We start from the raw sequence: 22,670 nt of genomic DNA on the forward strand, positions 1-22,670 counted from the left end.
CTTATGCCTCCTTATTTCGATCGAACACGATTCGTCCGTCCGACATCGTCATATCAACCGCAAGATCGCGTGCGTCGCGATAATCGAGGTCGAACACATCCCGATCGAGCACGCAGATATCGGCAAGCTTGCCGGCCTCGAGCGTACCCAGCTCGTCTTCGCGCATCAGATCGTACGCGCCCCCGGCAGTCCAAGCGCGCAAGAGCTCGACAAGCGTCAGCGCGTTGGCCTCATTCACGGGCAGTCCGTCGGCGAAGAATCCGCCGCACGCGCTGTAGATTGACTCGCCCAGGCTCGGAATCAGCAGCGGCAAATCCGTGCCGCAACACACTGTGCATCCGGAATCTTCCATGCCGCGGCGATTCCAGCTGTGCAAAAGTCGCGTCTCGCCAATTTGTCGACGCATCATCGACAGGCAATCCTCGCGCCGGTCCAGCGTCAGAATCTGCGGATAGACCTCGCAAATTCCACCTAACTTGCCAAACTCGACAAGATCGGTCGGGTCAGAGTTCTCGAGATCGGTAATCGCATGGCGGCGAAGCATCCGTCCATGCTCGTCTCGAGGCAGCGAGGCATAAAGCGCCACGGTGCGACGAACGGCGCCATCGCCCTGGCAATGCAGGGAATATCGGAAGCCGTCAGCATCAATTGCACGCAGCTCGCTCTCAATCAGATCCCACTCTGGCTCCTCGACGACCGTCTTGCCGGCAGCGCCCGCATCGGCCGTGTCTTCATAGGGGTCAATCATCTCGGCAAGCCCCGCCCATACACCGCGATCGGTCATACGGTTGAAGCCAGAAAAACGAACGAACGGTCCCCGGAAGCGCTCTCGTGCCTCGCGGGCATATGCCAGATTTGCACCGGCACCCACCGGCTGCGACATCATAGAGACGCGAACCGTCAGCTCACCAGATTCCTCACGGCGAGCCATTTCGTCGGCAAAGCCGTAGTAGTCATCAAACGCCATCTCCTTGATGGCGGTAACGCCGCGTTCGTTAAGCATGCTCATGTAGTCCGAATACCCTGCACGTACCTCGGGCAGCGCGAGGAAATCGCTCATCATGTGCCAGATCTTCTCGGCATAGCACGCCTGGGGTGTGAAGCCGTATCGCGCACTGGCGGCAGCATTGAGAACACAGGTATCCGCGCCCGGTGTAAAGCAGACGACAGGGATATCGCCAAAACACTCGTCAAACACAGCTGCTGTATTTGCGTTCTCGGCATCCGATGCCAACGTTTCGGGTAGGTTGTGGCCAAAAGCCGCCGCGCAATCCGGATGATCTTCTTTCCATGCTCGCAAGAGCGACACGGCCTCTTTGGCATCAGCGATGCCGGACAGATCAGGCCCCAACGTCCGCAGCGCCCAGCCTGTATAGAAGGTATGCACATCGATCAGGCCAGGCATGACGGTGCGGTCGCCCAGGTCAACTACCTCGTCCGCCTGGGTCAAATACGAAGCTATCTCACACTTGGTGCCAACAGCCTCAATTCGATTGCCACGGACCGCTACGAAACCTTCAAACGGCAGGTCCCCCGTACCGGTAAAGACGCTCTTAGACGTCAGGACCGTCAAACGATCAGACATCACAACCACCTACGCCGGAAGCATGCCAGAAATTGCCGTTACGATCAGGCCAAAGACGACCATGAAAATGAAGAACTTCCAAATGGTCTTCCACCATTGGCCAAACGAAATCTTAGCCACGGCAAGGCCGGCGACCGTCATGCCCGCCACGGGGCTGATGGTGTTGATGGTCTGGTTGGCAAACTGGAGCGCGGTGACGGCCGCCTCGGGATTGAGGCCCATGAGCTCGGTCAGGGGGCCCATAACGGGCATGGTGAGTGCCGCCAGGCCAGAACTCGAGGGAACCAGCAAAGAGAGCAGGCCAAGGACGACATACATAAACGTGGTGTAGACGGCGGCGGGTGCACCGGCGAGCGCGGTAGCGAGCGCCTGGAGGATGGTGTCGATGATCATGCCGCCCTCGGCGATGACCAGAATACCGCGAGCGATACCGATAACGATGGCAGCGTACGCAAAGTCGGCGAGACCCTTAACGAACTCCTCTGCGATCGTCTGCTGGTCAAGACCGCCCAGGATACCGGCAAGCAAGCCCATGCCAAGGAACACGGCGGAAATCTCATTCATGTACCAGCCCTGGGTAACAAGACCCCAGACGATAATGCCCATGCCGCAAGCAAAATCGATAAGCACGAGCTTCTGACGGATAGTGAACTCTTCCTCGATGGAGGCATCGGTCACGGAAAACTCAATACGCTTGAGCTTATCGTCCTCGTATACAATGGACGACTCGGGGTTTTTCTTGACGCGCATGGCGTAGCGCATGGCCCATGCGATACCGACGGCAGTGAAGATGACCCAAGAAACGGCGCGCAGCCACAGTTGCGGATTGCCCTCGATGCCAATGATGCCTTGGGCGATCAAAACATTAAACGGGTCGATGGTCGAGGCACAATATCCCAGGTTAGGACCAAGGAAGCAGATGATAAATGCCGTCATCGAGTCATAACCGATACCCATCATGATGGGAATGAAGATGGCGTAGAACGGCAGGGCTTCCTCAGACATACCAAACGTAGTGCCGCAAATGGACAGCAACGTCATCGTGATGGGAATGATGAGGATGTCCTTGTTCTTGAGCTTTTTAATCACACGGCTCATGCCGGCATTCAAAGCGTTGGTCTTGGTGATGATTGCGAACGATCCGCCAATCAATAAGACGAACGCAACGACGTCGGCAGCCTCTTGGATACCCTTGGTGGGCGCTTGCAGAACCGCGAAGATATCCTGGCCCAGATTGATGGTCTCGCCGGTCTCGGAATCGGTGTAGTTCTTATCGACCTGTTCATAGGTTCCAGCAACGGCGACTTCACGCTCGCCCGCCGCTGTCGAAATCATCTTGCGCTGATACTGACCAGAGGGAACGATCCAAGTCAGGACCGCAAAGACAACGATCAGCAAGAACATGATCGTATAGACATGCGGTAATTTGAACTTAAAACGTCTGTTTGTCTTCTTCGCCTTCGTATCTGACATAGATACCTCCAAAGAACTCGAGACTGCATCGCATCTCGCTTCAACGTTTGCACAATGCAAACGTTCTATGACGTCCCATAGATTACCAGCAGCTTTTTCCTTCATCAAGATAATTTCAAACTGATTGCCGCGACACGGTTGAACGGTTGCGTTCGCGCCGTGAACGGTATGGAAGCGCCCGGTGAGATGATCCACCGGGCGCTTCCATTCGCAATGTCCTAGATGTCAAAAACGTAGCGAGACCCAACGATCCGCTGACGACCGATGATAAACGGCCGCCGCTGCTCATCGAAAAAGAAGGCTTCCATATAAAACATGGGTTCGCCAACGGGAACTGCCAACAGCCGAGCGACCTCGGGCGATGCGCACGCGATCTCGAGCGTGCACGGGTCGGTAAACGCGGGCGTGCGGCCCGTCCGGTTGCGCACGAACTCAAAAATGGATTGGTTAGATAGAGGTGCCGTTGATAGATAGGCGTTGTCCTCGTAAACATATATGTTGTTCTCGAGCATGACAGGGACGCCATCGGCAGTACGCACGCGCTCAACGCAAATCAAGTCAGTTCCAACGGGAACACCAAAGAACTGTGCTTCGGTGGAATCCGACGGCAGTATCTTTCTCGAAATGACACGCGCCCCCGGTTCCATTCCATTAACGCGGCATGCGTCCGAAAAACTCTGGACGTCATCCTTCTGGCGAATCTTACGCTTGAGCTTGGGGGCATTGACAAACGTGCCTTTCCCCTGTCGCTTCGTTAGATAGCCCTGCTGGACGAGCTCCTCAATAGCGCGTCGCACGGTAACGCGGCCAACTTTATAGCTCTCAGCTAATTCAAATTCGTTGGGTATCCGCTCGCCCGCCTTGTAGGCACCGGAGTTGATTTCGTTTTTAATAATATCGATAACCTGTTGGTACAGCGGTATCGCTGCTTTACCGTCAGTTAGCCCTTCAGTCGGTGGCATATACCCTCTCCCAGCACAATTAAGTCTAAAGCGGGCTCAAGGGCATTCAACAAGCCCTTGAGCCCGCATTAGCATAAAGCATGCTTGCTGACGCACTAAAATGTCGGGCATTTACTCATCAGACCCGAAAAACGCGCAACTGCCACGCTCCTAAGAAAGTGTGAGCAGTTCCGGCAGCTGGTCGATGATCTTGTCCGCGGCATCCTGGCTAAAGCCAAAGCGCTCCTCGCGCTTGGCAATGACTGTCAGGCCGGCTCGCTTGCCGGCAGTGATGCCAGGCACCGAATCCTCAACGCAGCAGCAGCGATTCGCGGGCAGCCCCAGTAGGTCCAGCGCATGCAGGTAGATGTCGGGCTCGGGCTTGCTCTCCTTAAACTGCTCGCCGCTCACCACATACTCAAAGGCATCCGACAACCCGCACGCATTGAGCACTTCCTCGATGCTATCCATGGGAGACGAGCTGGCAAGCGCCACGCGAACGCCGCGGCGCGGCAGCTCTCGAATCGTATCAACGGCGCCCGGGTTAATCAAAGCCTGATAGTCGCGCGGACGCTTATGCGCCCACTCGTCCCAACGGGCCAACGCTTCCTCGCCAGTGAAATGCCCCTTACCGGCACGCTCAAACCAATCGATCAGCATATGCAGGAAGAACTGATGCGAGGTACCAACCTGCCCATTCAACTCCTCTTGAGTCAGGTTAAGCCCAAGCTCCTTGGCAAACGCGGCAGTCTCGCCCAGGTAGTAATACTCGGTATCGACAATGACACCGTCCATGTCAAAGATAACGGCGTCGAACGGAAATGCGGACACGGCACCCTCCCTAACAAAAGGGCGCCCGCAAGCAGGCGCCCAAACCATGCATTAATCGGCGATTCTAACCCAGCAGCTTATCCAGCGCCACCGCAATGCCATCTTCGTTGTTATTGGCGGTCACCATCTGGGCAACTGCCTTAACCTCATCGACGGCGTTGCCCATGGCAACACCGGTGCCGGCCCACTCAATCATGGACTTGTCGTTCTGGCCGTCGCCAAACGAGACGACCTCGCTGGCATCGATGCCGAGCTTGGGCAGGGCACCCTCAAGCGCGTGGGCCTTGTCGATACCGGGCGCCGTGTACTCAAAGTACCAGTCAGCCGTAAACATGCCCGAAAGCGCCTGCTTAAAGGGCGCATACATCTCCTCGTAATGCGCCTGCAGGTAGGCCGGATCGCCCGCCGTCAGCAGCTTGTCCACGGGATAAGCGTCCACGACCTCATGCAAGCTCTCGACCTCGCGGATCTTAAGGTCGCAGGCATCGCGCTCGTATTTGACGATGTTTTTCCGCGAGCCATCCGGCAGCGTAATCATGCAGCGGTACGAATCCTCAACATGCAAATTGCGACCAAGCGAGATCATGGGGATCACATCATAGTTTTGCAGGTAATCAATCAGGCGATGCAATTCGTCGGCAGGCATAGCCTGATCGAACAGCACCTCATCGGTCTGGGCATCGACGACGTGAGCGCCGTTAAAGGCCACCAGCAAACCATCATGGTTCTGAAGGTCGAGCTCCTGCGCCAAGGCGTGCAGCCCCCATGCGGGGCGACCCGAAGCCAAGATGAGCTTAATGCCCGACTCCTGCGCCGCGAGCAGCTTCTCACGCGTGCGCGGGCTGATGACCTTTTGGTCGTTGGTGAGCGTACCGTCGATATCCATTGCGATGGCTTTAATTGCCATATATGCCTCCCTGTCATTGAGCAACCTTGTCTGAGCCATCATACAGAACACCCACGGCGGCGCTGTTTGCAACGGGTAAAAAGTCATATTGTCCCGAACATGAACGGCGCGTAGTCGTGAAGCTTTATCGCACAGGTCAAATACGTCTGCTAGCGGCGCTCCCCCGTCGGTGCACCCTCGACGATCGCGATGCCCGCCGATGCACCCAACGCGCTGGCGCCGGCCTCGATGAATGCGCAAGCCTCTTCGTAATTATGGATACCGCCCGCCGCCTTGATTGCCACGGCATCGCCGAGCACCTCGTGCATCAGCCGCACGTCCTCGAGCTTAGCGCCGCCAAAGCTTCTGCCAGTCGATGTCTTAAGGAATCCCGGCTTAGCCTCCAGCGCAATCTCACACACACGGTGCTTGGCGGCATCGTCGCCGTCCAGCTTGCACATCTCGACGATCACCTTGTCAGTGATGCCATGCGCGCGACAAAAATCAGCAATGGCAGTCATCTCGCGCTCGATGGCATCAAAATCGCGGTTCTCGACCGACTCCTGATTCAAAACGTAGTCAATCTCGGTAAAGCCGCACGCAGCGTATTCCTCAAACCTCGCAAGCTTCTCCTCGAGCGTCATAGTGCCCTGGGGAAAGTCGATAGCGCCGGCAAGGATGATGTCAGAGCCCTCGAGCATTGCGCGACCCGTCTCGTACTCCTGCAGGTTCGCAAATACACAACGGAAGTTGTACTTTAGCGCCTTCTCGACATACTGCTCAAATGTGTCCTCGGGAGCGTCGATATAGTCGATGTATTTATTGATGGGTTTGGCAAGCGTCATGCTGAACCTCCTTGTTCAGGACCGACAACCGATTTGTGGTTTCACGCGAAAAACCACGTTCAATGTACGCCCGATACGCAAGGACAGCGTCCACATTCCGGTAAGTGGTATGAAATTAGCCGTAGAAGTATATTTACGGAAAGCGAGTGGCGCCGCATGCGGATGCCGACAGCCAGGCGCCCCCCTCAATACACCCTCATGCCCATTCAAATAGCAAGGGGCCCGTATCCGTTGGGATACGGGCCCCTTTCGGCCATGACCTATCTCAGCAACAAAGACTACTTGCGGTGAGCGCGGTAGAACTCGATCGCACCATCTTATCCGAGCCGGGGCACGTTCGCATAGCGTGGCGCGTGACGGTTGCAAAACCACCCCATTTGAAACAAACGCAAAAAAGTACTTGCAAAGACGCGTTCCGACATATAAGTTGATAAAAGACCGCCGTTGCGGTTTTAAGTAGATCGAGCATATGAAGTTTGAGTTTTAGCGTGTAAGAGAAGGAAGATCGGCAAAGTACAACCCCAAACGCAATGACAACTTAATGAGGTAACTGCCACATGTGAGGTATCCCGGGCATTGCTGTCTCGATTTTGAGCACGATGCCTTCCGCCTTGCATGGGCCGTTCCATCCCGCCCCTGCAGCAACTGCCTCACGGGCACATTGAAAACCGCATAGCACCCCAACGTCAGCACATCACCCACGGCAAGCACATCACTCACGACAACCAACACATCAACAAACAGCACGAACATCAACCGATTGGAGAAGCTATGACAAACCACCACGCTGAAGACGGCGATAAGAAAAGCATTCTGGATGCCCGCATTGAGAGAGCATATGCAAACGAATATGACGTCGCCTTTGCCGCCGCGACCATCAAGAACTACGCGTCGCTACCGCTCGCGACGATCTTGGCCGGCAAGCCTCAACTGCTGAAGCGCTGCACAAAGATCATGGGCGACCCCGACATTCGCAAGCTGACAGACCCCTATGCCCCAAAACGCGACAACGATTCGTACGTTCTTACCGTAGGCTGCCTAGCCCATATGCTTACGGCGCTCGACACGAAACTCAAGCTCGAATGGGAACCCGACGAACGTCATGAACTCGAAAGCAAGCGGAACACCCTGCGCACCGCACTGTTCCTTCCGTTGGACGGCCTCAAGCGCTGCAACGTCGAGCTCAATACACAGGCGCGGCAAAAGCCCGGGACCACGGAGCAGAAAACTCCAAGACCCCATGTGACCATCGTCGACCGCAACCGATATAACCGCATGACCGCGCACTTTTCCGCCGAGGGAGCAGTCATAAGGACGCTGATCGACCTGCTGTGCCTCCTGAGCATCAACGAGCTATTTGAGGGCTATCTCGCCCTTGTTCCCGCGACGGCACCCAAGTCGGCAGCAAAGATCATCGAGACCTGCAGACGCCAGTTTGAGCGCCATCGCAATGGCAGCGAGATGAACGCCAGCATCGCGCAGTACTACGCGGCTCATTACAAAAATGACGGATGTGCCCCTGTCGAGCATCAGCTGCGGCTCGCCTACACCACGCCCGCCGCAACTCTCCATCGCTTTGGAGCCCTTGGCGCTTGCGAGCCGCACGAACAGGCAGCCTGCCCCACAACCGAGCTCGATCTCAGACTCGGACGAACCCTGTAGCCCGCCAGCCCCTCCGCGGGCAACAATCCTATTCCACAACGCAACCAACAGAAAGGAGTCCTCATGGACACCAATCATTCCCCCATCATCAGCCCCCTCACCATGCGTGAATCCGCCCGAGGTATCACGCTCACCAGCATTTACGATGAGATGCTCGCCCGTCGCGAGCTCTCCGTCATGGGAAACATCGAAACCCCGATGGCCCACGACCTATGCCAACAGATCCGCCTGCTCGATGCCACCGACCCCAGCCGCCCCATCACCATATTTGTCGCCAGCGCCGGCGGAAGCGTGCGATCGGGTCTTGCGATCTATGACGCCATACGCCTCGCTTCGTGCCCCATCCGCACCGTCTGCCTGGAATTCGCCGCGTCCATGGGCGCCGTGATCTTTATGGGCGGCGACGATCGCCGTATGGCGCCCCATGCAGAGCTCATGATTCACGACCCGCTGATCCCCCAGGGGGCAGGCGGCTCGGCACTTGCGCTGCAGGAAACCAGCCGGCGTCTCATGCAGACCCGCAAGGCCCTCACGCAAATCCTCTCGGACCGCAGCGGCCTCACGCCCAAGCGCATCCAGTCCCTCACTGCAAAAGACACCTACCTTTCGGCCGAGCGCGCCGTCGAGCTCGGCTTTGCCCACGAAATCCTCTCGACCACCAAGGAGGTCGCCCATGTCTAACCTCGCCAGCTGCCTCGCCGCATCTGAGTCCGCATCGTCCACTATCCTCGCCAAGGATCGAACGCTTTCCTGCGACACCCGCCAAACGGGACTCAACAACAACGCACTTGTGATCGGCCCCTCGGGAGCCGGCAAGACCCGAAACGTCCTCAAGCCCAACCTGCTGCAAATGAACGCAAGCTACATCGTGCTCGACACCAAAGGCACGCTCTGTCGCGAAGTGGGACCCGTGCTGGCAGCCCACGGTTACCGCGTGCAATGTCTCAACTTCGCCGACCTCAACACCGTCCCGGCCCTTGCGCCCGGCATCGAGCGCTGCGGCTACAACCCCCTGAGGCACATTCGCCGCAAGGCGGGCGGCGGGCCCAACCAGCAGGACATCCTCTCGGTGGCAAAGGCCATCTGCCCCATCGAGGACAACAACCAGCCTTTTTGGGATCATGCGGCGGCAAACCTGCTGTCGTGTCTTATCGCCTACGTCACCGAACAGCTACCCGCCGACGAGCAGACGATCAGCTCGGTCATCAAGCTGATCGAGCACCTGCAGGACGGTGCCACGGATCGATTGTTTGACGACCTGATCACGACCGACCCCCAAAGCTATGCCCTCTCGCTATGGCGGCGCTACGCCATTACGCAAAATGCCGAGCGCATGCACGCGAGCATCGTCGGCATCCTTGCCGAAAAGGTCATGTGTCTGGGATTCGACGGTGCGGCACAGCTCTATCGTGAGTGCCATCAGGTGGACTTCGCTTCCATGGGACACACCCCCTGCGCCCTGTTTGTAACCGTGAGCGATATTGACCGCAATCTCGATCCGCTGACCGGCCTCTTTATTTCGCAGGCGTTTATGGGCCTCATTCGTGAGGCCGATAGGCAGCCCGACGGCAGCCTGCCCGTGCCCGTGCGCTTTATGCTCGATGACTTCGCAAATCTGCAGATCCCCCAGATCGACAACGTGCTCTCGATTATCCGAAGCCGCAACATCTGGGCAACGCTGCTGCTGCAGTCGACCAACCAGCTCGATGCGCTCTATGGCGAAGCGCGCGCTCGCTCCATCATGGGCAACTGCGACACGCATCTGGTATTGGCCTTCCAGGATCCCGAGAGTGCCCAGGTGTTTTCCGACCGCGCCGACGCGCTGCCCAGCACGCTCATGGCGACGCCGATCGATCGCTCGTGGCTCTTTGTGCGCGGCCACACTCCCGAGCAGGTCGAACGCTTTAGGCTCGAAGACCATCCGCTGTACGGGGAACTGCCCGAAGCGCAGCGAGACACCACGCAGGTCGAATTAACCCGCTAACAACGCCGCGCAGTCCGCCACACTCGACCGCAAACAGCAAGGGCCCGTATCCCAACGGATACGGGCCCCTTTCGGCATGACCTATCTCAGCAACAAAGACTACTTGCGGTGAGCGCGGTAGAACTCGATGAGTGCCTGGGTCGAAGCGTCCTGCTCGGCCTTGGCGGCATCGTCATGGAAGGCCGGGGTGATCTGCTTGGCAAGCTGCTTGCCCAGCTCAACGCCCCACTGGTCGTAGGAGTCGATGCCCCAGACCGTGCCCTCGACAAACGTGATGTGCTCGTACAGGGCGATGAGCTCGCCGAGCGCAAACGGGGTCAGCGTGTCGCCAAAGATCGAGGTCGTCGGGCGGTTGCCCTCAAAGCAGCGGGCCGGGACGATCTGCTCGGGCGTGCCCTCGGCGCGCACCTCGTCGGCCGTCTTACCAAAGGCGAGCGCCTTGGTCTGGGCCAGGAAGTTGCCCAAGAACAGCTCGTGCACGTCCTGACCGCCATCGGTTGCGGGGTTGGCAGTGTTGGCGAAAGCGATAAAGTCGGCCGGGACCACCACGGTGCCCTGGTGCAGCAGCTGGTAGAAGGCGTGCTGACCGTTGGTGCCGGGCTCGCCCCAGAAGATCTCACCGGTATCGGAGGTCACAGCGCTGCCGTCCCAGCGGACGTGCTTGCCGTTGGACTCCATGGTGAGCTGCTGCAGGTAGGCCGGGAAACGGTGCAGGTACTGGCAGTACGGCAGCACGGCGTGGCTCTTGGAACCGAAGAAGTTGACGTACCAGACGTTGAGCAGGCCCATCAGCGCGACGGCGTTGTTCTCGAGCGGGGTGTTGCAGAAGTACTCGTCGATGGCGTGGAAGCCCTCAAGGAACTGCTGGAAGCGCTCGGGGCCGAGCACGACGATCAGCGACAGGCCCACGGCGGAGTCGACGGAGTAGCGGCCGCCGACCCAGTTCCAGAAACCAAAGGCGTTGGCCGGGTCGATACCGAAAGCCTCGACCTTCTCGAGTGCGGTGGAAACGGCGACGAAGTGCTTTGCCACAGCCTCGGCGTTCTGCTCATCGGAGCCGTCGATGGCGCCCTGGGCCTTGAGCTGCTCGAGCATCCAGGTCTTGACCTCGCGAGCGTTGGTGAGGGTCTCGAGCGTGGTGAAGGTCTTGGAGACGATGATCACGAGCGTGGTCTCGGGATCCAGACCCTTGAGCTTCTCGGCCTGGTCGTTGGGGTCGATGTTGGAGATGTAGCGGCAATCGATACCGGCGTCGGCATAGGGACGCAGAGCCTCATAAGCCATGACCGGGCCCAGGTCGGAGCCGCCGATGCCGATGGACACCAGGTGCTCGATCTTCTTGCCGGTAACGCCCTTCCACTCACCGGAGCGCACGCGCTCGGCAAAGGCATACATGCGGTCGAGGACCTCGTGCACGTCGGCGACGACATCCTGGCCGTCGACGATGAGCTGGCCCTTCTCGCTTGCCGGACGGCGAAGCGCGGTGTGCAGAACAGCGCGGTCCTCGGTGGTGTTGATGTGCTCGCCGGAGAACATGGCATCGCGGCGCTCCTCGAGCTTCACCTCGCGGGCAAGATCGCACAGCAGCTTGACGGTCTCATCGGTCACCAGGTTCTTCGACAGATCGAAGTGCAGGTCACCAGCGTCAAAGCTCAGCTTGTTCACACGCTCGGCGTCGGCGGCAAACCAGGCCTTGAGGTCGATACCCTCGGCCTCGAGCTTCTCCTGATGGGCCTCGAGCGCCTTCCAAGCGGCGGTCGACGTAGCGTCGATAGGTGCGGCAACAGTTGCCATAAAGTCCTCCTCAGCATACGGGCGCACACCTCCATGCGCGCCCGGATATTCAGATGCCACTATTCTAGCGCAGGTCAAGACTACAATCAGCGAGCGTTATCAATCTGCCCCCAAACGGCAACCGACCAAAAAGGGACAGGTTTATTTTGGCAGGTCAAACGCTTTACCTACCAAAAAACCCGTCCCTTCCTGGCAGGTCATTACGCCGCGGCACACACGCTACCGAGTAGCTCGCGCAAGGGGGACCCGATGCCCTCCAGCAGTTCAGGCGCGATGATGGCAAAAACGGGGACCTCGCCGGCGCCCACCGCAGCAGGCACCTTGCCCTCCGAAACAATGCATCCGTAAGGGACAAAGCCGTCTTCGCCGGCATCGAGCGCCGCCATGCGACGGGCGAGTTCGCGTGCAAAGCCGGCAGTATCGGCATCGCCAATCGCCAGGACAAAGTCCACGCCCTCGTCGGTCGCCAGGGCCACGGCCTCGTCAACCAGCCCGTCTCCCCCGGCACCCTCAACCGAGCCGCAGCGGAAAAGTACACGCTCGAGTAGGGCTCGATCAAGCGAGCCGAGTGCCGCCGAGACGAGCTCATCGCGCGTATGCTTGTCGCCGCCCAGCACCACCAGCGCCTTGGTGCCACCGTAGTGAGCAACCAATCGCCCGCACCAGCGAGCCACGTCCCCATCCGCAACCAAGCGCGTCGGCATACCAAATCCATAGTTGACCATCTTTCCCACAACCCTTCCGTGCGTATAGGCGGTATCAATCGTTAGGCTCATGCTACGAAGCAAGGTTTTCCGAGCTGTTTCGCACTCTTTAGAGCTGCGTTAAAACCCGATGCAGCCGCACGACCATACCTGCCAAAAAGGGACAGGTTTTGACGGTGTCCGGACGAGCAGGTATTATCGAACAAGTATTCGATAAGAACATGTGTTTGATGGGAGGACGCGTGGGGCACGAGCGTCACACCTATATCTGCATCGACCTTAAGACGTTCTACGCCAGCGTCGAGTGCGTCGACCGCGGACTCGACCCACTCACTACGTGCCTGGTCGTTGCCGACGAATCGCGCGGACGCACGACCATCTGCCTCGCCATCACACAAGCCATGAAGGACCTCGGCATCCACAACCGCTGCCGTCTGTTCGAGATACCCGACGGCATCGACTACATCAAGGCCGTGCCGCGCATGCAGCACTACATGGAGGTGTCGGCGCAAATCTACGGCATCTATCTGGAATACGTGAGCCCGCAAGACATTCACGTCTATTCAATCGATGAATGCTTTATCGACGTGAGGCCCTATCTAGACCTCTACCACACCAATGCCGAAGGGTTCGCCTGCATGCTGCGCGACGAGGTCCTCGCGCGCACCGGCATCACGGCAACCGTCGGCATCGGCCCCAACCTATTCCAGGCCAAGGTGGCGCTCGACATTACCGCCAAGCACGTACCCAGCCGCATCGGCAAACTCGACGACGAGACCTTTCGCAAGGAGATCTGGCCCCATCGCCCCATCACCGACATCTGGGGCATCGGGCCTGGCGTGGCAGCCCGCCTCGAAAAGTACGGGGTATACGATCTGATGGGCGTCGCCGCGCTCGACGAAAACCTGCTATACGATGAGCTCGGTGTCAATGCCGAGTATCTCATCGACCACGCCTTTGGGCGCGAGCCGACAACCATCGCCGATATCCAAGCCTATCGCCCGCAAGCAACTTCAACTACCACAGGACAGGTGCTATCGAAAGGCTATGCCTACGAACAGGCCTACACCGTCTTGCGCGAGATGGTCGACAACGCTGTGCTGGGCTTAGTCGATAAGCACGTGGTGTGCGACAGCATCTCGCTCTTTGTAGGCTACGCGAGCGAGCGCGCCGACATACGCCGCCTCGACGCCAGCGGCACAGCGCAATATGTGGACGGATGCGGGCACCTGCGTTCGAGCACGTCGAGCATCGAACCCACCGCGACCGCCGGTCCTAAGCTCGCACCCCGTGCGCCCAAGCCCGTCCAGCGCAATGACGAACGGCGCCGACTGGTACGTGAGGCGCAGGCAATCGATGGCATCTTTGTGGGAGAGCATGGCGGTAAACCGCGCGGTGGCTACGCCGCACTCTTTGCACACTCTAACGCCTCGCGAAAGCTGCCCGAGCGCACCAATTCGTTTAAGAAAATCATGGGCTATTTCGATGAGCTCTGGGCGCAGACTGTCGATCCCAAACGACCGGTCAAGCGCATCAACCTGGGATTTGGCAACCTCATGCCCGAGGAATTTGCCACCATCGATTTATTCAGCGATGTCGAGGCCGATGAGCGCGAGCGCGAGCTGGCCCGTGCCGTCCTGGCCGTAAAGGGCAAATACGGCAAAAACGCGCTCGTCAAGGGGCTGAGCTTTACCGCTGGCGCCACCGCACGCGAACGCAACGACCAGGTCGGAGGACACCGTGCCTAAACCCAAGCAACCCATGCGCCCGCCCACCGCCTTTGAACGCCTGGCCGACCCCGAGGGGAGACGTCGCTCCGCCGACCCCAACCTCACGGCCAACGGCGCCGTTCGCGCCGGCCGCGCCGCGCAGTTTATGCCCTTCGCCGCCCTCACGGGATACTACGAGCTCGTACGCAAGCAAGAAATCACCGTCGAGCCCAAATGCGAACTTACGGAAGAAAAAGCCCTCGAGCTTTCGAAAAAGCTCGAGGGCCTCAAGCGCGGAGACCTGCTCCGCGTGACCTATTACGATACGTACGGCTATCGCTCCCGCACCGGCATCCTGGTCGAGGTGCTGCCGGCATACAAGCTGCTCAAACTCAGGGATATCGCCATTAACTTCGACGACATTCAAGAAATCGAGCTACGCGGCCGAGCCTAGCGGCCAGAGCGCTTGCGCAGGCCAAACGCAACGGCGAGCACGGCGACAGCGGCAATCAAAAGACCTGCGACCAGCGCTGCGGTCGAGTCACCTGTGCCAGGCAGGGACGACTTCTCGGCCTTCTTCGTGGTCTTCGAAACCGTGGTCGTGCTGCTGGTAGACCCGTTGGGCTTATCCGTGGAACCCGGATTCGACGGGTTGCTCGGGTTGGGGTTGCTCGGGTTGGGTTTGCTCGGCTCGGTCGGATCCGGATCGGGATCGACCGGGTTTTCGGAGTTCTCCTTGCGCTGAATCCAAACCTGGCAACCATTGAATGGGTTGGCCGTGCCAAGGCACAGACCCTGATTGGTCACGGCAAAGGTGCGCAGACCATGGTTGTACGGATCGTTAAAACCGTTGGTCGTCAACGTCGTGAAGTTCACGCCATCGGCCGTAACATACATATCAAAGCCGCGCTCCGCATCGCGCAGGTAGTACATGCACGTAAGGACACTCTGAAGCTTCTTGAGGTTCTCCGCACTCAGCAGCTTATCGAGCGCATCCTGAATATCGCCCGGCAGCTCGGTGCCATAGGCATCCTCGTACTGCTGCTTCAGGCTCTCATAGCTATCGAGCATGTCCTGATACTGGTCGGCAAAGGACTTGAAGTACGCGATCTCGTCATCGATCTTCTGGACATAAGCTGCGTCGTCCTCAAAGTCCTGGGACATCGTCGCGGTCTGATCGCAAAGATCGCCCGTGGCATCCTCCAGCGCATCGCTCAGATCGCCAAAGCCCTTAGCAACCTCAGTCTTCTCGTCATCGGCCTCGACGGCCTCGTTTGAATCATCGTCCGCAGGCGTGTTCACGGGAACGATGGGGTCGTCAGGCGATTTCTTGTCGAGCAGGTGATCGAGCAGGTCCCTAAGGCGCTGAACCTGAGAGTCCCACTCCTCGGGCGTCATATCGATAATGTCGCCATTGGAGAACTGGCCGATCGGCTCAAGCAGGCTCGCGGTATCAAAGGTACCGATATACAGCTTGCCGTCGAACTTCTGCATGCGCCAAATGTACTGGTTCTCGTTTCGGCCAAAGCCCGAAGTCAGGCCGGAAATACCGCCCTCGGGGAACATGTCGGTGCGATCGCCAACGACGAGCTCCATGTTCTCGTCCTTGTCCATGCGATAGATGTTGACCGACTGCTCAAGATTGGCATTCACAAACGAGCAGTCAACGCCGCCCATGCCGCTCTTGCCGCTCTCGTCAGATTTGGACTAATTAAAGAGAATGCGCTCGAGGGCAATCTCCTCGTCGTTATATTCACCGATATAGAGGTAGCCATTGTAGACAATAAGGTTAGCAGCGCCAGAACGGGTACGGGCAGGATCGATGCCAAAGCAGTACTTTGCACCGTCCGTCTCCTGATCGCCAACAATGGGAGTCCACGAATAGCTGCCGTCGGCGTTCTTGTCGCCACGGACCATAGCGAACGACTGCATGGAATTATCATCGGGAGCGTTCTCGGGCGTACCGGTGCAGATGGTCGCATAGAGATGGCCATTGTACGAGACCATATCCCAAATGGCGCCGCCGTAGATGCTGTCCTGATAGCGAATCGCCGGATAGCCAAACAGCGTGCCCGAGTTGGCAATCTCGGTGAAGCTGTCCTGGCCCTTCGACGGGTCAGACGACGTCAGGATTGTCGACACAAAGTTACCGGCCGCGTCTTTACCCACATTACTGATGACGAGCTGGCCATCATGGACACACATGCCGCGGATACCGGTAGAAATGCCCTGCTTGTAGGCAGCACCGTAATCCTGCATGCTCGAAAGGCCCTGATAGACAACTTTGTACTCATCCGTCTTAGGGTCGATCTCGTATACAGCAGGCAGGCCGCTTTTGCCGCCATTGGTCCTGACGCTGCCGCAGAAATAGAGCTTACCCTTATAGCTCACGGCATTGCGGAACAAAGGACCGACGCCGTTGAGCGATTCAGAGAGCAGCAGCTTGGTCTCGCCGGTCTTGGTATTGATCTTGACCAGGATGCCGCCGCTGTCCTTGTCGGCCGTGCCGTCCTCCTTCTGCTGTCCATAGAAGAAGGTGCCGTTAAACATGGCCTCCAGCGTCAGGCGCATGGTCTCGACATCAAAGGAATCGCCCAGTGTTCCGTTCATGAGCGTAAGCGTGTTGCCCATCGCCGCATAGCAGGTGCCCACATAAAGCCAGTCACCATAGCTCGCAGCCGCCCAAGTGTAGCTCTGGCCGCGATCGCCTTCATTGTTGGCCGTGTTACCGTCGGCGCCCGGAACGGCAACGGCGCCGTCACCCTGGTAGTCGACGATACCATCCGGCTGCGACGTTCCTACCGTAGGATGCGAGAGCTTCTCAAAGGAATACCCATTTCCCGCATTGTAGGTAACGGCACCCGAAGCGTCTTCGGCATGCGCCGGCAGCGGCGATACCAAGATAGCGGCAAGCGCTGCCACCAAGCCAAGTGTTCCCACTCGTCTCATAAGGCTATAGCCTCCCCTGTCCTAAAGCCCAGTTTTAGCATTTTTCATTTCTGTCCACGGTTAATTGCAATCTGAGCACAGCAATAATCAGCATATAAATATACACCTGTAATTTTTTGGACGGGTTAATAGATGCTCGATTGGTCGCGAATTCCGCGCAAACCGTCACCAAACTCCACTTTTGCCGCATCTAAAGGTTATTTTTTGCGCAAATTATTGGATGCCGATAGACACAATGGGCAGGAGGCTGGTACCCACCGGAGAGGGCAACGCCTACATTTTCATAACGTAATAGCCCGCGCCCCTCACCGCCGACTCGAGTGTGTCGCGATCAACCGGGCGCTTAGAGCGCACGCGTGCCGTGTGGTCCGTATACGTCACCGTTGCCCACACGCCGTCCAGCGCATTGAGGGCATTGGCTACGTTCTGAGCGCAGCCGTCACAGCTCATGCCGCCGATGAGCAGCTCATCGCTATAGGGATAGTGTGACGCATCGGTATCCGTCACAACAACCTTTTTGGCCTTCTTGCCGCTCGCACCATCGCTGCAACAACTCTTCCCGTGTGTCGAAGCGGCAATGCGACGCAGTCCAAAAAACATGCCGACGGCAATGACGGCCAGTACGATGAGATTCGCAGGGTTGAGCAAGTCACTCATGCGTTCCCCTTTCAAGTAGCCCTATCTAGATACCCCCATGGGGTGTCCCCATCTTAACGCAAAATCATGTCCGTTCGATCAATTAGTTTCCCTCTTCAAACTTTTTAGTTGACCAAGGCTTACTTTCGTGTATAAGTTTTCCTTGGCTAACAGTTTAAATCGGTAAGGAGCACCGTGACTCGAACCATAGACATCCCAACGTTTCAGGCGGCAGTCGTGCGCAATTGCTCCCCCACGCTCGCGGGCATCAAACCGGCATCGCTCTTTACCTATCCCGGCGTCTACGCCCATCAGGACGGTTCGAGCGCGACCTCGCCAATCGCAGATCGCCGAGCACGCCTGCTCAACGTCATCACCCAGTGCAATCACGAGCTTGCTCCGCTCGGCATCCACTTGAGCGTTTTAGTCTGGCGCCCCTGCGGAGCGCTCGTGTACGCGTACCGGCCCCAAGCCCTCGCTGCGTACCTTGCAGACCCGCGCGCCAAAACGGCACTCGCCAAGGAGGGCTACGATACCGGTAATCTGCCCCTATGCCTTGCACACCTGGCATCACGCATCACACTCGCGAGCAATAACGCCGCGGAATGCGCATGCGGCCAAACCCGATGCGCACTGGACTATCAAGCCCACTGCGACAACGACTGCGCCTGCGAGTTTCCGCACGAAATAGGCTACTTCCTTGGATATCCCTACGACGACGTGCACGAGTTTATCGTCCAGCGCGGCGAGAACTACAAGGTCTTTGGGGCCTGGAAGGTCTACGCAAATGTCGAGCAAGCGCTTGCGACGTTTGATGCCTACCGTGCCTGCACCCAATACTTCACTTTTATCTATCAGCAGGGCTGCAGCCTGGCGCAACTTGCCCAGGCAACCCGATAGAACGTACAAACCGCGGCAAGCGCCGCACGACCGAAAGGACAAAACATGAGCAAGATTGCAGTCGTCTACTGGAGCGGCACGGGCAACACCGAGGCCATGGCCAACTTCGTCGCCGAGGGTGCGACGTCGGCCGGAGCCGAGGCCGAGGTCATCTCCTGCGCCGACTTCTCCGCCGACAAGGCCACCGGCTATGACGCCTTCGCCTTCGGCTGCCCCGCCATGGGCTCCGAGGAACTCGAGTACGATGAGTTCCAGCCGATGTGGGACGAGGTCAAGGAGACTCTCGGCGACAAGAAGGTCGTCCTCTTTGGCTCCTATTCGTGGGCCGAGGGCGAGTGGATGGACAACTGGAAGGCCGACGCCGACGAGGCGGGTGTCAACGTCGTCGATTCCGTCATTTGCTACGACGCCCCCGACGATGAGGGCGAGGCGGCCTGCAGGGCTCTGGGAGCGGAGCTGGCCTAACGAAGCCATCAGAAAGTCGCAAGGCAACTGACAGCCGAGCACCGCACAACAATAGTCGCTCATGCCCAAACAAAAACGGGGGCCGGATACCATCCGGTCCCCGTTTGTTATATCGACAACCTCGACGCGCCGCTACGAGATATTGCCCAAGAACGCCTTAGTGCGCTCGCTCTTGGGGTGGTCGAAGACCTCGCTCGGCGTGCCCTCTTCCACGATAACGCCGCCGTCCATAAAGACAACGCGGTCGGCGACATCGCGGGCAAAGCCCATCTCGTGCGTCACCACGATCATAGTCATGCCATCACGTGCCAAATCGCGCATAACGCCCAGCACGTCGCGGACGAGTTCGGGGTCAAGCGCAGACGTGGCCTCATCAAAAAGCATCACGTGCGGGTTCATCGACAGGGCGCGAGCAATGGCCACGCGCTGCTGCTGGCCGCCCGAAAGCTGGCTCGGCATAAAGTCGATACGCTCGGCAAGACCGACCTTGGTCAGCTCCTCGATGGCAATCCTCTCGGCCTCTTCCTTGCTGCGCTTGAGTACCTTTTGCTGCGCGAGCATGACGTTCTTTTTGACTGACAGATGCGGGAACAAATTGAACTGCTGGAACACCATGCCCAAATGCGTACGTACCTTGTTAAGGTCGACGCCCTTGGCGCACACGTCCACGCCCTCAACGACAATCGAGCCGCTCGTGGGATGCTCCAGACGATTGATGCAGCGAAGCATCGTCGACTTGCCCGAGCCCGAAGGACCTAGGACTACGACGACCTCGCCCTTATGCACATCAAGATCGATGTCGCGCAAGACCACGTTGTCGCCAAAGGCCTTCTGGAGGTTCTTGATACTGACGACGACCTCGTTCGAGTTATTGGTTTCGCTCATGATAGGACCTCCTTACAGACCAGCGATGTGATCGGCGGGCGTCGCGACGACCTGTCCGGCGCTCTTGGCGGGACGCTTCTTCTTGGTTTCGGCCGTACCCAGCAGCCTCGCCTCAAGACCGCTCACCAAGCGAGCGAGCGGCAGGGTGATGACCAGATAGAACAGGGCGGCAACCACATACGGCGTGATGGAGCCCGTCGTGGCCACGATGGTTCGGGCATTCATGACGATCTCGACCACGCCCACGGCCGCGAGCAGCGACGTATCCTTGTAAAGCAGGATAAACTCGCTGGTCAGCGTAGGCAAAACATTGCGGAACGTCTGCGGAATCATCACGTAGAGCAGTGTCTGGAAGGCATTCATGCCCAGCGAGCGCGCGGCCTCGTTTTGGCCCTTGGGGATCGACTGAATACCGGCACGGAAGATCTCGCACAGATACGCGGACGAGTTCATGGCCATGACGATGACGCCCAGGACATAATCGTCCACCTTGACGCCAGCCAGCGGCAGGCCGAAGAACGCGATATAGATCTGCAGGAACGCCGGCGTGCCGCGGATGATATTCACGTAGATGCCGGCAAGGCAGCGCAGGATGCGCGACTTGGAGATGCGCATGAGCGACAACGCAAAGCCAAAGGGAATTGCCAGCGGAAACGCCACGAGCACGATCGAGAGCGACATGAGGAAGCCCTTGAAGACGATCGGCAAGCTCTGGACCAAAATAACCGGGTTCAAGAACAAGCGCAGGAACATATTTGAGTTCCACGCCTCGACCCACGGCTGCTCCTTAAGGTCGGCCAGGAAGTTATCGAATGCCGTCACGCCCTTAATCTCCACCGAGGGCATCTTGGAGATCTTCTTGGTTGAGCCGTCGGCCAAGGTATAGGTGCCGCTAAAGGCCTCGTCGCCGCCCTCGACGGGGAAGGTCACGCCGTAAACCTCGACTCGGAAAAAGCCGCCGGCAGGCGCCGTCTCGCCAAAGTCGATCTTGAGCGTCTGGCCATCGGCCTTGCACGTGGGTTTCATGGGCGTACGGTCCATGAGGTCCTCGCCCGAGAGCATCGTCAGGCGCGTGTCATCGGCACCAAACGTCGTACCGTCGGCAAACGTCAGCGAAAGCCCACTCAGCTCCTCATCGGCATCGGCCTGGACCTCCCAGGTAATGCGCGTCTCGGTACCGCCGACCACGTCGCTACCCGAACCGGTATTGGGTCGGGCAGTAATCTTTGCGGTCTCAAGCGCCTGGGCGGTCGAGGGTGTATACGCCCCCGCGCACACCAGCGCGAGCGCCACGGCCATGGCGCAGGCTAGCTTATGGAGTAAGGCGGGCAGTGGAGAGTACTGCTCCGTGGCCCCTTTGTTCAATCGAGACAAGGTGGCTCCTATCGTAGAAGTTGCCGGCAAAACAAGACGGAAACGCGATCCGTCGAGAGAAGCGCAAAGGCCCTCTCCGCAAAACGGAAAGGGCCCATGCGCAATCAAGCATCTATTTACTTGATGTTGTACTTAGACATGAGGGCGTCGACGGTACCGTCATCGGTCAGGTCCTTGATGGCCTGGTTGATGTCGTCCTTGAGCTTGGTGTTGCCCTGGTTGATGGCGATGGCGTACTCCTCGCCGGTGCTGATCTGCTTGATGGTCTGGCAGGTGTTGAACTGCTCGGCGGTCAGCTGGCTGGCAACGGAGCGGTTGGTGACTACGGCGTCGCCTTTATCGGACTGCAGGGCGCTGAAGCACTCGGTAGCGTCCTTGTAGGGGACGATCTTGGCCTTCGGGAAGTTCTCCTGGGCAAAGGCCTCGGCGGTCGAGCCAGACTGGACGATGATGGTAGCGTCGGCGTTGTTGAGCTTCTCGCTGAAGTTATCGGCCGTAATGTCGGTGTTATCGACCTTGGTCACGATAGCCTGATCGTCCATGTAGTAAGAGTCGGAGAACGCGACTTCCTTCTCACGCTCGGGCGTGTCAGTGATAGCCGCGATGGCGGCATCGTACTTGGCGCCCGAAGCAACGCCAGGGACGAGCGTGTCGAAGTCGTTGTTGACGTACTCGACATCCAGACCCAGCTTGTCACCGATAGCCTTGATGAGCTCAAGGTCAAAGCCCTGGTAATCGCCGTTGTCATCCTTGTACTCAAACGGCGCGTACTCGGCAGAGGTGCCGACGGTGAGTGTACCGTCCTTGACGAGTGCATACTCCTTGGAGCCGTCGACCTTCTCGACCTTCACGTCATCAGAGCTGCTGGAACCGGCATCGGAACCAGAGGTGGCGTTGGACGAGCCGCAGCCCGTCAGTGCGAGGGCGAGCGCCATGGCGCCCGTGGCGGCAAATGCGCCAAGCTTCTTGAGCTTCATAATCAGTCTCCTTCCGGTGACCCCGTTTGATTCAGAGGTCTGCAAAAACTGTTGGCTATTATGCACCCGG

Annotated in this window: 21 protein-coding genes; 7 read left to right on the forward strand and 14 right to left on the reverse strand. The window is 58.4% G+C overall.

From position 1 onward, the window contains the following. Position 1: 1 nt before the first annotated feature. The 6 genes from PMW70_RS04040 to deoC form a co-directional block, all read right to left on the reverse strand. Positions 2-1,585: an amidohydrolase gene (locus PMW70_RS04040; protein WP_271743953.1), complete on the reverse strand. Its 1,584-nt coding sequence runs from the start codon at positions 1,583-1,585 to the stop codon at positions 2-4. A 9-nt stretch (positions 1,586-1,594) separates the two neighbouring features. Next, the gene (locus tag PMW70_RS04045) at positions 1,595-3,058 is read right to left on the reverse strand and encodes a YfcC family protein (RefSeq protein WP_271743954.1); all 1,464 of its coding nucleotides are present in this window, start codon (positions 3,056-3,058) and stop codon (positions 1,595-1,597) included. 218 nt (positions 3,059-3,276) lie between these two features. Next, the gene (locus tag PMW70_RS04050) at positions 3,277-4,020 is read right to left on the reverse strand and encodes a GntR family transcriptional regulator (protein WP_271743955.1); all 744 of its coding nucleotides are present in this window, start codon (positions 4,018-4,020) and stop codon (positions 3,277-3,279) included. Positions 4,021-4,170: 150 nt separating this feature from the next. After that, complete coding sequence (locus PMW70_RS04055) at positions 4,171-4,830, reverse strand: HAD family hydrolase (protein ID WP_334203908.1); 660 nt, start codon at positions 4,828-4,830, stop codon at positions 4,171-4,173. Between the two features lie 64 nt (positions 4,831-4,894). Beyond that, the gene (locus PMW70_RS04060) at positions 4,895-5,737 is read right to left on the reverse strand and encodes a Cof-type HAD-IIB family hydrolase (protein ID WP_271743957.1); all 843 of its coding nucleotides are present in this window, start codon (positions 5,735-5,737) and stop codon (positions 4,895-4,897) included. Positions 5,738-5,886: 149 nt separating this feature from the next. Beyond that, positions 5,887-6,561, reverse strand: a complete 675-nt coding sequence (gene deoC / locus PMW70_RS04065; protein WP_271743958.1) for a deoxyribose-phosphate aldolase — start codon at positions 6,559-6,561, stop codon at positions 5,887-5,889. Positions 6,562-7,176: 615 nt separating this feature from the next. Here deoC and PMW70_RS04070 point away from each other — a divergent pair. The 3 genes from PMW70_RS04070 to PMW70_RS04080 all read left to right on the forward strand — a co-directional run bounded on the left by PMW70_RS04070 (position 7,177) and on the right by PMW70_RS04080 (position 10,207). Further along, positions 7,177-8,223 carry a hypothetical protein gene (locus PMW70_RS04070; protein ID WP_271743959.1) on the forward strand — a complete coding sequence of 349 codons (1,047 nt, stop codon included), beginning with the start codon at positions 7,177-7,179 and terminating at the stop codon, positions 8,221-8,223. A 63-nt stretch (positions 8,224-8,286) separates the two neighbouring features. Further along, a complete protein-coding gene (locus tag PMW70_RS04075) occupies positions 8,287-8,904 on the forward strand; it encodes an ATP-dependent Clp protease proteolytic subunit (protein ID WP_271743960.1) in 618 nt (205 codons plus the stop codon). Then, positions 8,897-10,207, forward strand: coding sequence for a VirD4-like conjugal transfer protein, CD1115 family (locus PMW70_RS04080; RefSeq protein WP_271743961.1), 1,311 nt, complete (start codon positions 8,897-8,899; stop codon positions 10,205-10,207). The genes PMW70_RS04075 and PMW70_RS04080 overlap by 8 nt, the downstream gene beginning before the upstream one ends. Positions 10,208-10,306: 99 nt before the next feature. On the opposite strand, the gene pgi is transcribed toward PMW70_RS04080, so the two are convergent. Both pgi and PMW70_RS04090 read right to left on the reverse strand, forming a co-directional pair. Continuing rightward, on the reverse strand, positions 10,307-12,001 hold the full coding sequence (pgi, locus tag PMW70_RS04085; RefSeq protein WP_271743962.1) for a glucose-6-phosphate isomerase: 1,695 nt from the start codon (positions 11,999-12,001) through the stop codon (positions 10,307-10,309). A 200-nt stretch (positions 12,002-12,201) separates the two neighbouring features. Next, positions 12,202-12,726, reverse strand: coding sequence for an iron-containing alcohol dehydrogenase (locus PMW70_RS04090; RefSeq protein ID WP_271743963.1), 525 nt, complete (start codon positions 12,724-12,726; stop codon positions 12,202-12,204). 200 nt (positions 12,727-12,926) lie between these two features. On the opposite strand from PMW70_RS04090, the gene PMW70_RS04095 reads away from it, so the two are divergent. Together PMW70_RS04095 and PMW70_RS04100 are read left to right on the forward strand one after the other, a co-directional pair. Further along, positions 12,927-14,453 (forward strand): Y-family DNA polymerase, encoded by a 1,527-nt coding sequence (locus PMW70_RS04095; protein ID WP_416378075.1) that lies wholly within the window; start codon positions 12,927-12,929, stop codon positions 14,451-14,453. Continuing rightward, positions 14,446-14,868 (forward strand): hypothetical protein, encoded by a 423-nt coding sequence (locus PMW70_RS04100; protein ID WP_271743964.1) that lies wholly within the window; start codon positions 14,446-14,448, stop codon positions 14,866-14,868. Before PMW70_RS04095 ends, PMW70_RS04100 begins: the two co-directional genes overlap by 8 nt. Here the strand turns inward: PMW70_RS04100 and PMW70_RS04105 are convergent. The 3 genes from PMW70_RS04105 to PMW70_RS04115 all read right to left on the reverse strand — a co-directional run bounded on the left by PMW70_RS04105 (position 14,865) and on the right by PMW70_RS04115 (position 18,020). Then, on the reverse strand, positions 14,865-16,091 hold the full coding sequence (locus PMW70_RS04105; protein WP_271743965.1) for a hypothetical protein: 1,227 nt from the start codon (positions 16,089-16,091) through the stop codon (positions 14,865-14,867). The genes PMW70_RS04100 and PMW70_RS04105 overlap by 4 nt on opposite strands. 30 nt (positions 16,092-16,121) lie before the next feature. Continuing rightward, complete coding sequence (locus tag PMW70_RS04110) at positions 16,122-17,363, reverse strand: hypothetical protein (protein ID WP_271743966.1); 1,242 nt, start codon at positions 17,361-17,363, stop codon at positions 16,122-16,124. 273 nt (positions 17,364-17,636) lie between these two features. Beyond that, positions 17,637-18,020, reverse strand: a complete 384-nt coding sequence (locus PMW70_RS04115) for a heavy-metal-associated domain-containing protein (protein WP_271743967.1) — start codon at positions 18,018-18,020, stop codon at positions 17,637-17,639. 174 nt (positions 18,021-18,194) lie between these two features. On the opposite strand from PMW70_RS04115, the gene PMW70_RS04120 reads away from it, so the two are divergent. Both PMW70_RS04120 and PMW70_RS04125 read left to right on the forward strand, forming a co-directional pair. Further along, complete coding sequence (locus PMW70_RS04120) at positions 18,195-18,899, forward strand: DUF3793 family protein (RefSeq protein ID WP_271743968.1); 705 nt, start codon at positions 18,195-18,197, stop codon at positions 18,897-18,899. 45 nt (positions 18,900-18,944) lie between these two features. Continuing rightward, positions 18,945-19,364 (forward strand): flavodoxin, encoded by a 420-nt coding sequence (locus PMW70_RS04125; protein WP_271743969.1) that lies wholly within the window; start codon positions 18,945-18,947, stop codon positions 19,362-19,364. A gap of 132 nt (positions 19,365-19,496) precedes the next feature. Here the strand turns inward: PMW70_RS04125 and PMW70_RS04130 are convergent, their stop codons facing one another. From PMW70_RS04130 to PMW70_RS04140, 3 genes are all read right to left on the reverse strand, one after another. Then, positions 19,497-20,249, reverse strand: a complete 753-nt coding sequence (locus PMW70_RS04130) for an amino acid ABC transporter ATP-binding protein (RefSeq protein WP_271743970.1) — start codon at positions 20,247-20,249, stop codon at positions 19,497-19,499. Positions 20,250-20,261: 12 nt separating this feature from the next. Beyond that, the gene (locus PMW70_RS04135) at positions 20,262-21,623 is read right to left on the reverse strand and encodes an ABC transporter permease subunit (protein WP_271743971.1); all 1,362 of its coding nucleotides are present in this window, start codon (positions 21,621-21,623) and stop codon (positions 20,262-20,264) included. Between the two features lie 116 nt (positions 21,624-21,739). Beyond that, entirely contained in the window at positions 21,740-22,600 is an 861-nt protein-coding gene (locus PMW70_RS04140) for an ABC transporter substrate-binding protein (protein WP_271743972.1), read from the reverse strand. Positions 22,601-22,670: the final 70 nt, after the last annotated feature.

The sequence above is a fragment of the Collinsella aerofaciens genome (genome assembly GCF_028209625.1).
GTDB lineage: Bacteria > Actinomycetota > Coriobacteriia > Coriobacteriales > Coriobacteriaceae > Collinsella > Collinsella aerofaciens_AM.

Excerpts from the sequence above, each read along its gene's own strand:
- PMW70_RS04040 (WP_271743953.1), bottom strand. The coding sequence starts at position 1,585 with ATGTCTGATCGTTTGACGGTCCTGACGTCTAAGAGCGTCTTTACCGGT.
- PMW70_RS04045 (WP_271743954.1), bottom strand. The coding sequence starts at position 3,058 with ATGTCAGATACGAAGGCGAAGAAGACAAACAGACGTTTTAAGTTCAAA.
- PMW70_RS04050 (WP_271743955.1), bottom strand. The coding sequence starts at position 4,020 with ATGCCACCGACTGAAGGGCTAACTGACGGTAAAGCAGCGATACCGCTG.
- PMW70_RS04060 (WP_271743957.1), bottom strand. The coding sequence starts at position 5,737 with ATGGCAATTAAAGCCATCGCAATGGATATCGACGGTACGCTCACCAAC.
- deoC (WP_271743958.1), bottom strand. The coding sequence starts at position 6,561 with ATGACGCTTGCCAAACCCATCAATAAATACATCGACTATATCGACGCT.
- PMW70_RS04070 (WP_271743959.1), top strand. The coding sequence starts at position 7,177 with ATGGGCCGTTCCATCCCGCCCCTGCAGCAACTGCCTCACGGGCACATT.
- PMW70_RS04075 (WP_271743960.1), top strand. The coding sequence starts at position 8,287 with ATGGACACCAATCATTCCCCCATCATCAGCCCCCTCACCATGCGTGAA.
- PMW70_RS04080 (WP_271743961.1), top strand. The coding sequence starts at position 8,897 with ATGTCTAACCTCGCCAGCTGCCTCGCCGCATCTGAGTCCGCATCGTCC.
- pgi (WP_271743962.1), bottom strand. The coding sequence starts at position 12,001 with ATGGCAACTGTTGCCGCACCTATCGACGCTACGTCGACCGCCGCTTGG.
- PMW70_RS04090 (WP_271743963.1), bottom strand. The coding sequence starts at position 12,726 with ATGGTCAACTATGGATTTGGTATGCCGACGCGCTTGGTTGCGGATGGG.
- PMW70_RS04095 (WP_416378075.1), top strand. The coding sequence starts at position 12,927 with ATGTGTTTGATGGGAGGACGCGTGGGGCACGAGCGTCACACCTATATC.
- PMW70_RS04105 (WP_271743965.1), bottom strand. The coding sequence starts at position 16,091 with ATGGGCGGCGTTGACTGCTCGTTTGTGAATGCCAATCTTGAGCAGTCG.
- PMW70_RS04110 (WP_271743966.1), bottom strand. The coding sequence starts at position 17,363 with ATGAGACGAGTGGGAACACTTGGCTTGGTGGCAGCGCTTGCCGCTATC.
- PMW70_RS04115 (WP_271743967.1), bottom strand. The coding sequence starts at position 18,020 with ATGAGTGACTTGCTCAACCCTGCGAATCTCATCGTACTGGCCGTCATT.
- PMW70_RS04125 (WP_271743969.1), top strand. The coding sequence starts at position 18,945 with ATGAGCAAGATTGCAGTCGTCTACTGGAGCGGCACGGGCAACACCGAG.
- PMW70_RS04130 (WP_271743970.1), bottom strand. The coding sequence starts at position 20,249 with ATGAGCGAAACCAATAACTCGAACGAGGTCGTCGTCAGTATCAAGAAC.
- PMW70_RS04140 (WP_271743972.1), bottom strand. The coding sequence starts at position 22,600 with ATGAAGCTCAAGAAGCTTGGCGCATTTGCCGCCACGGGCGCCATGGCG.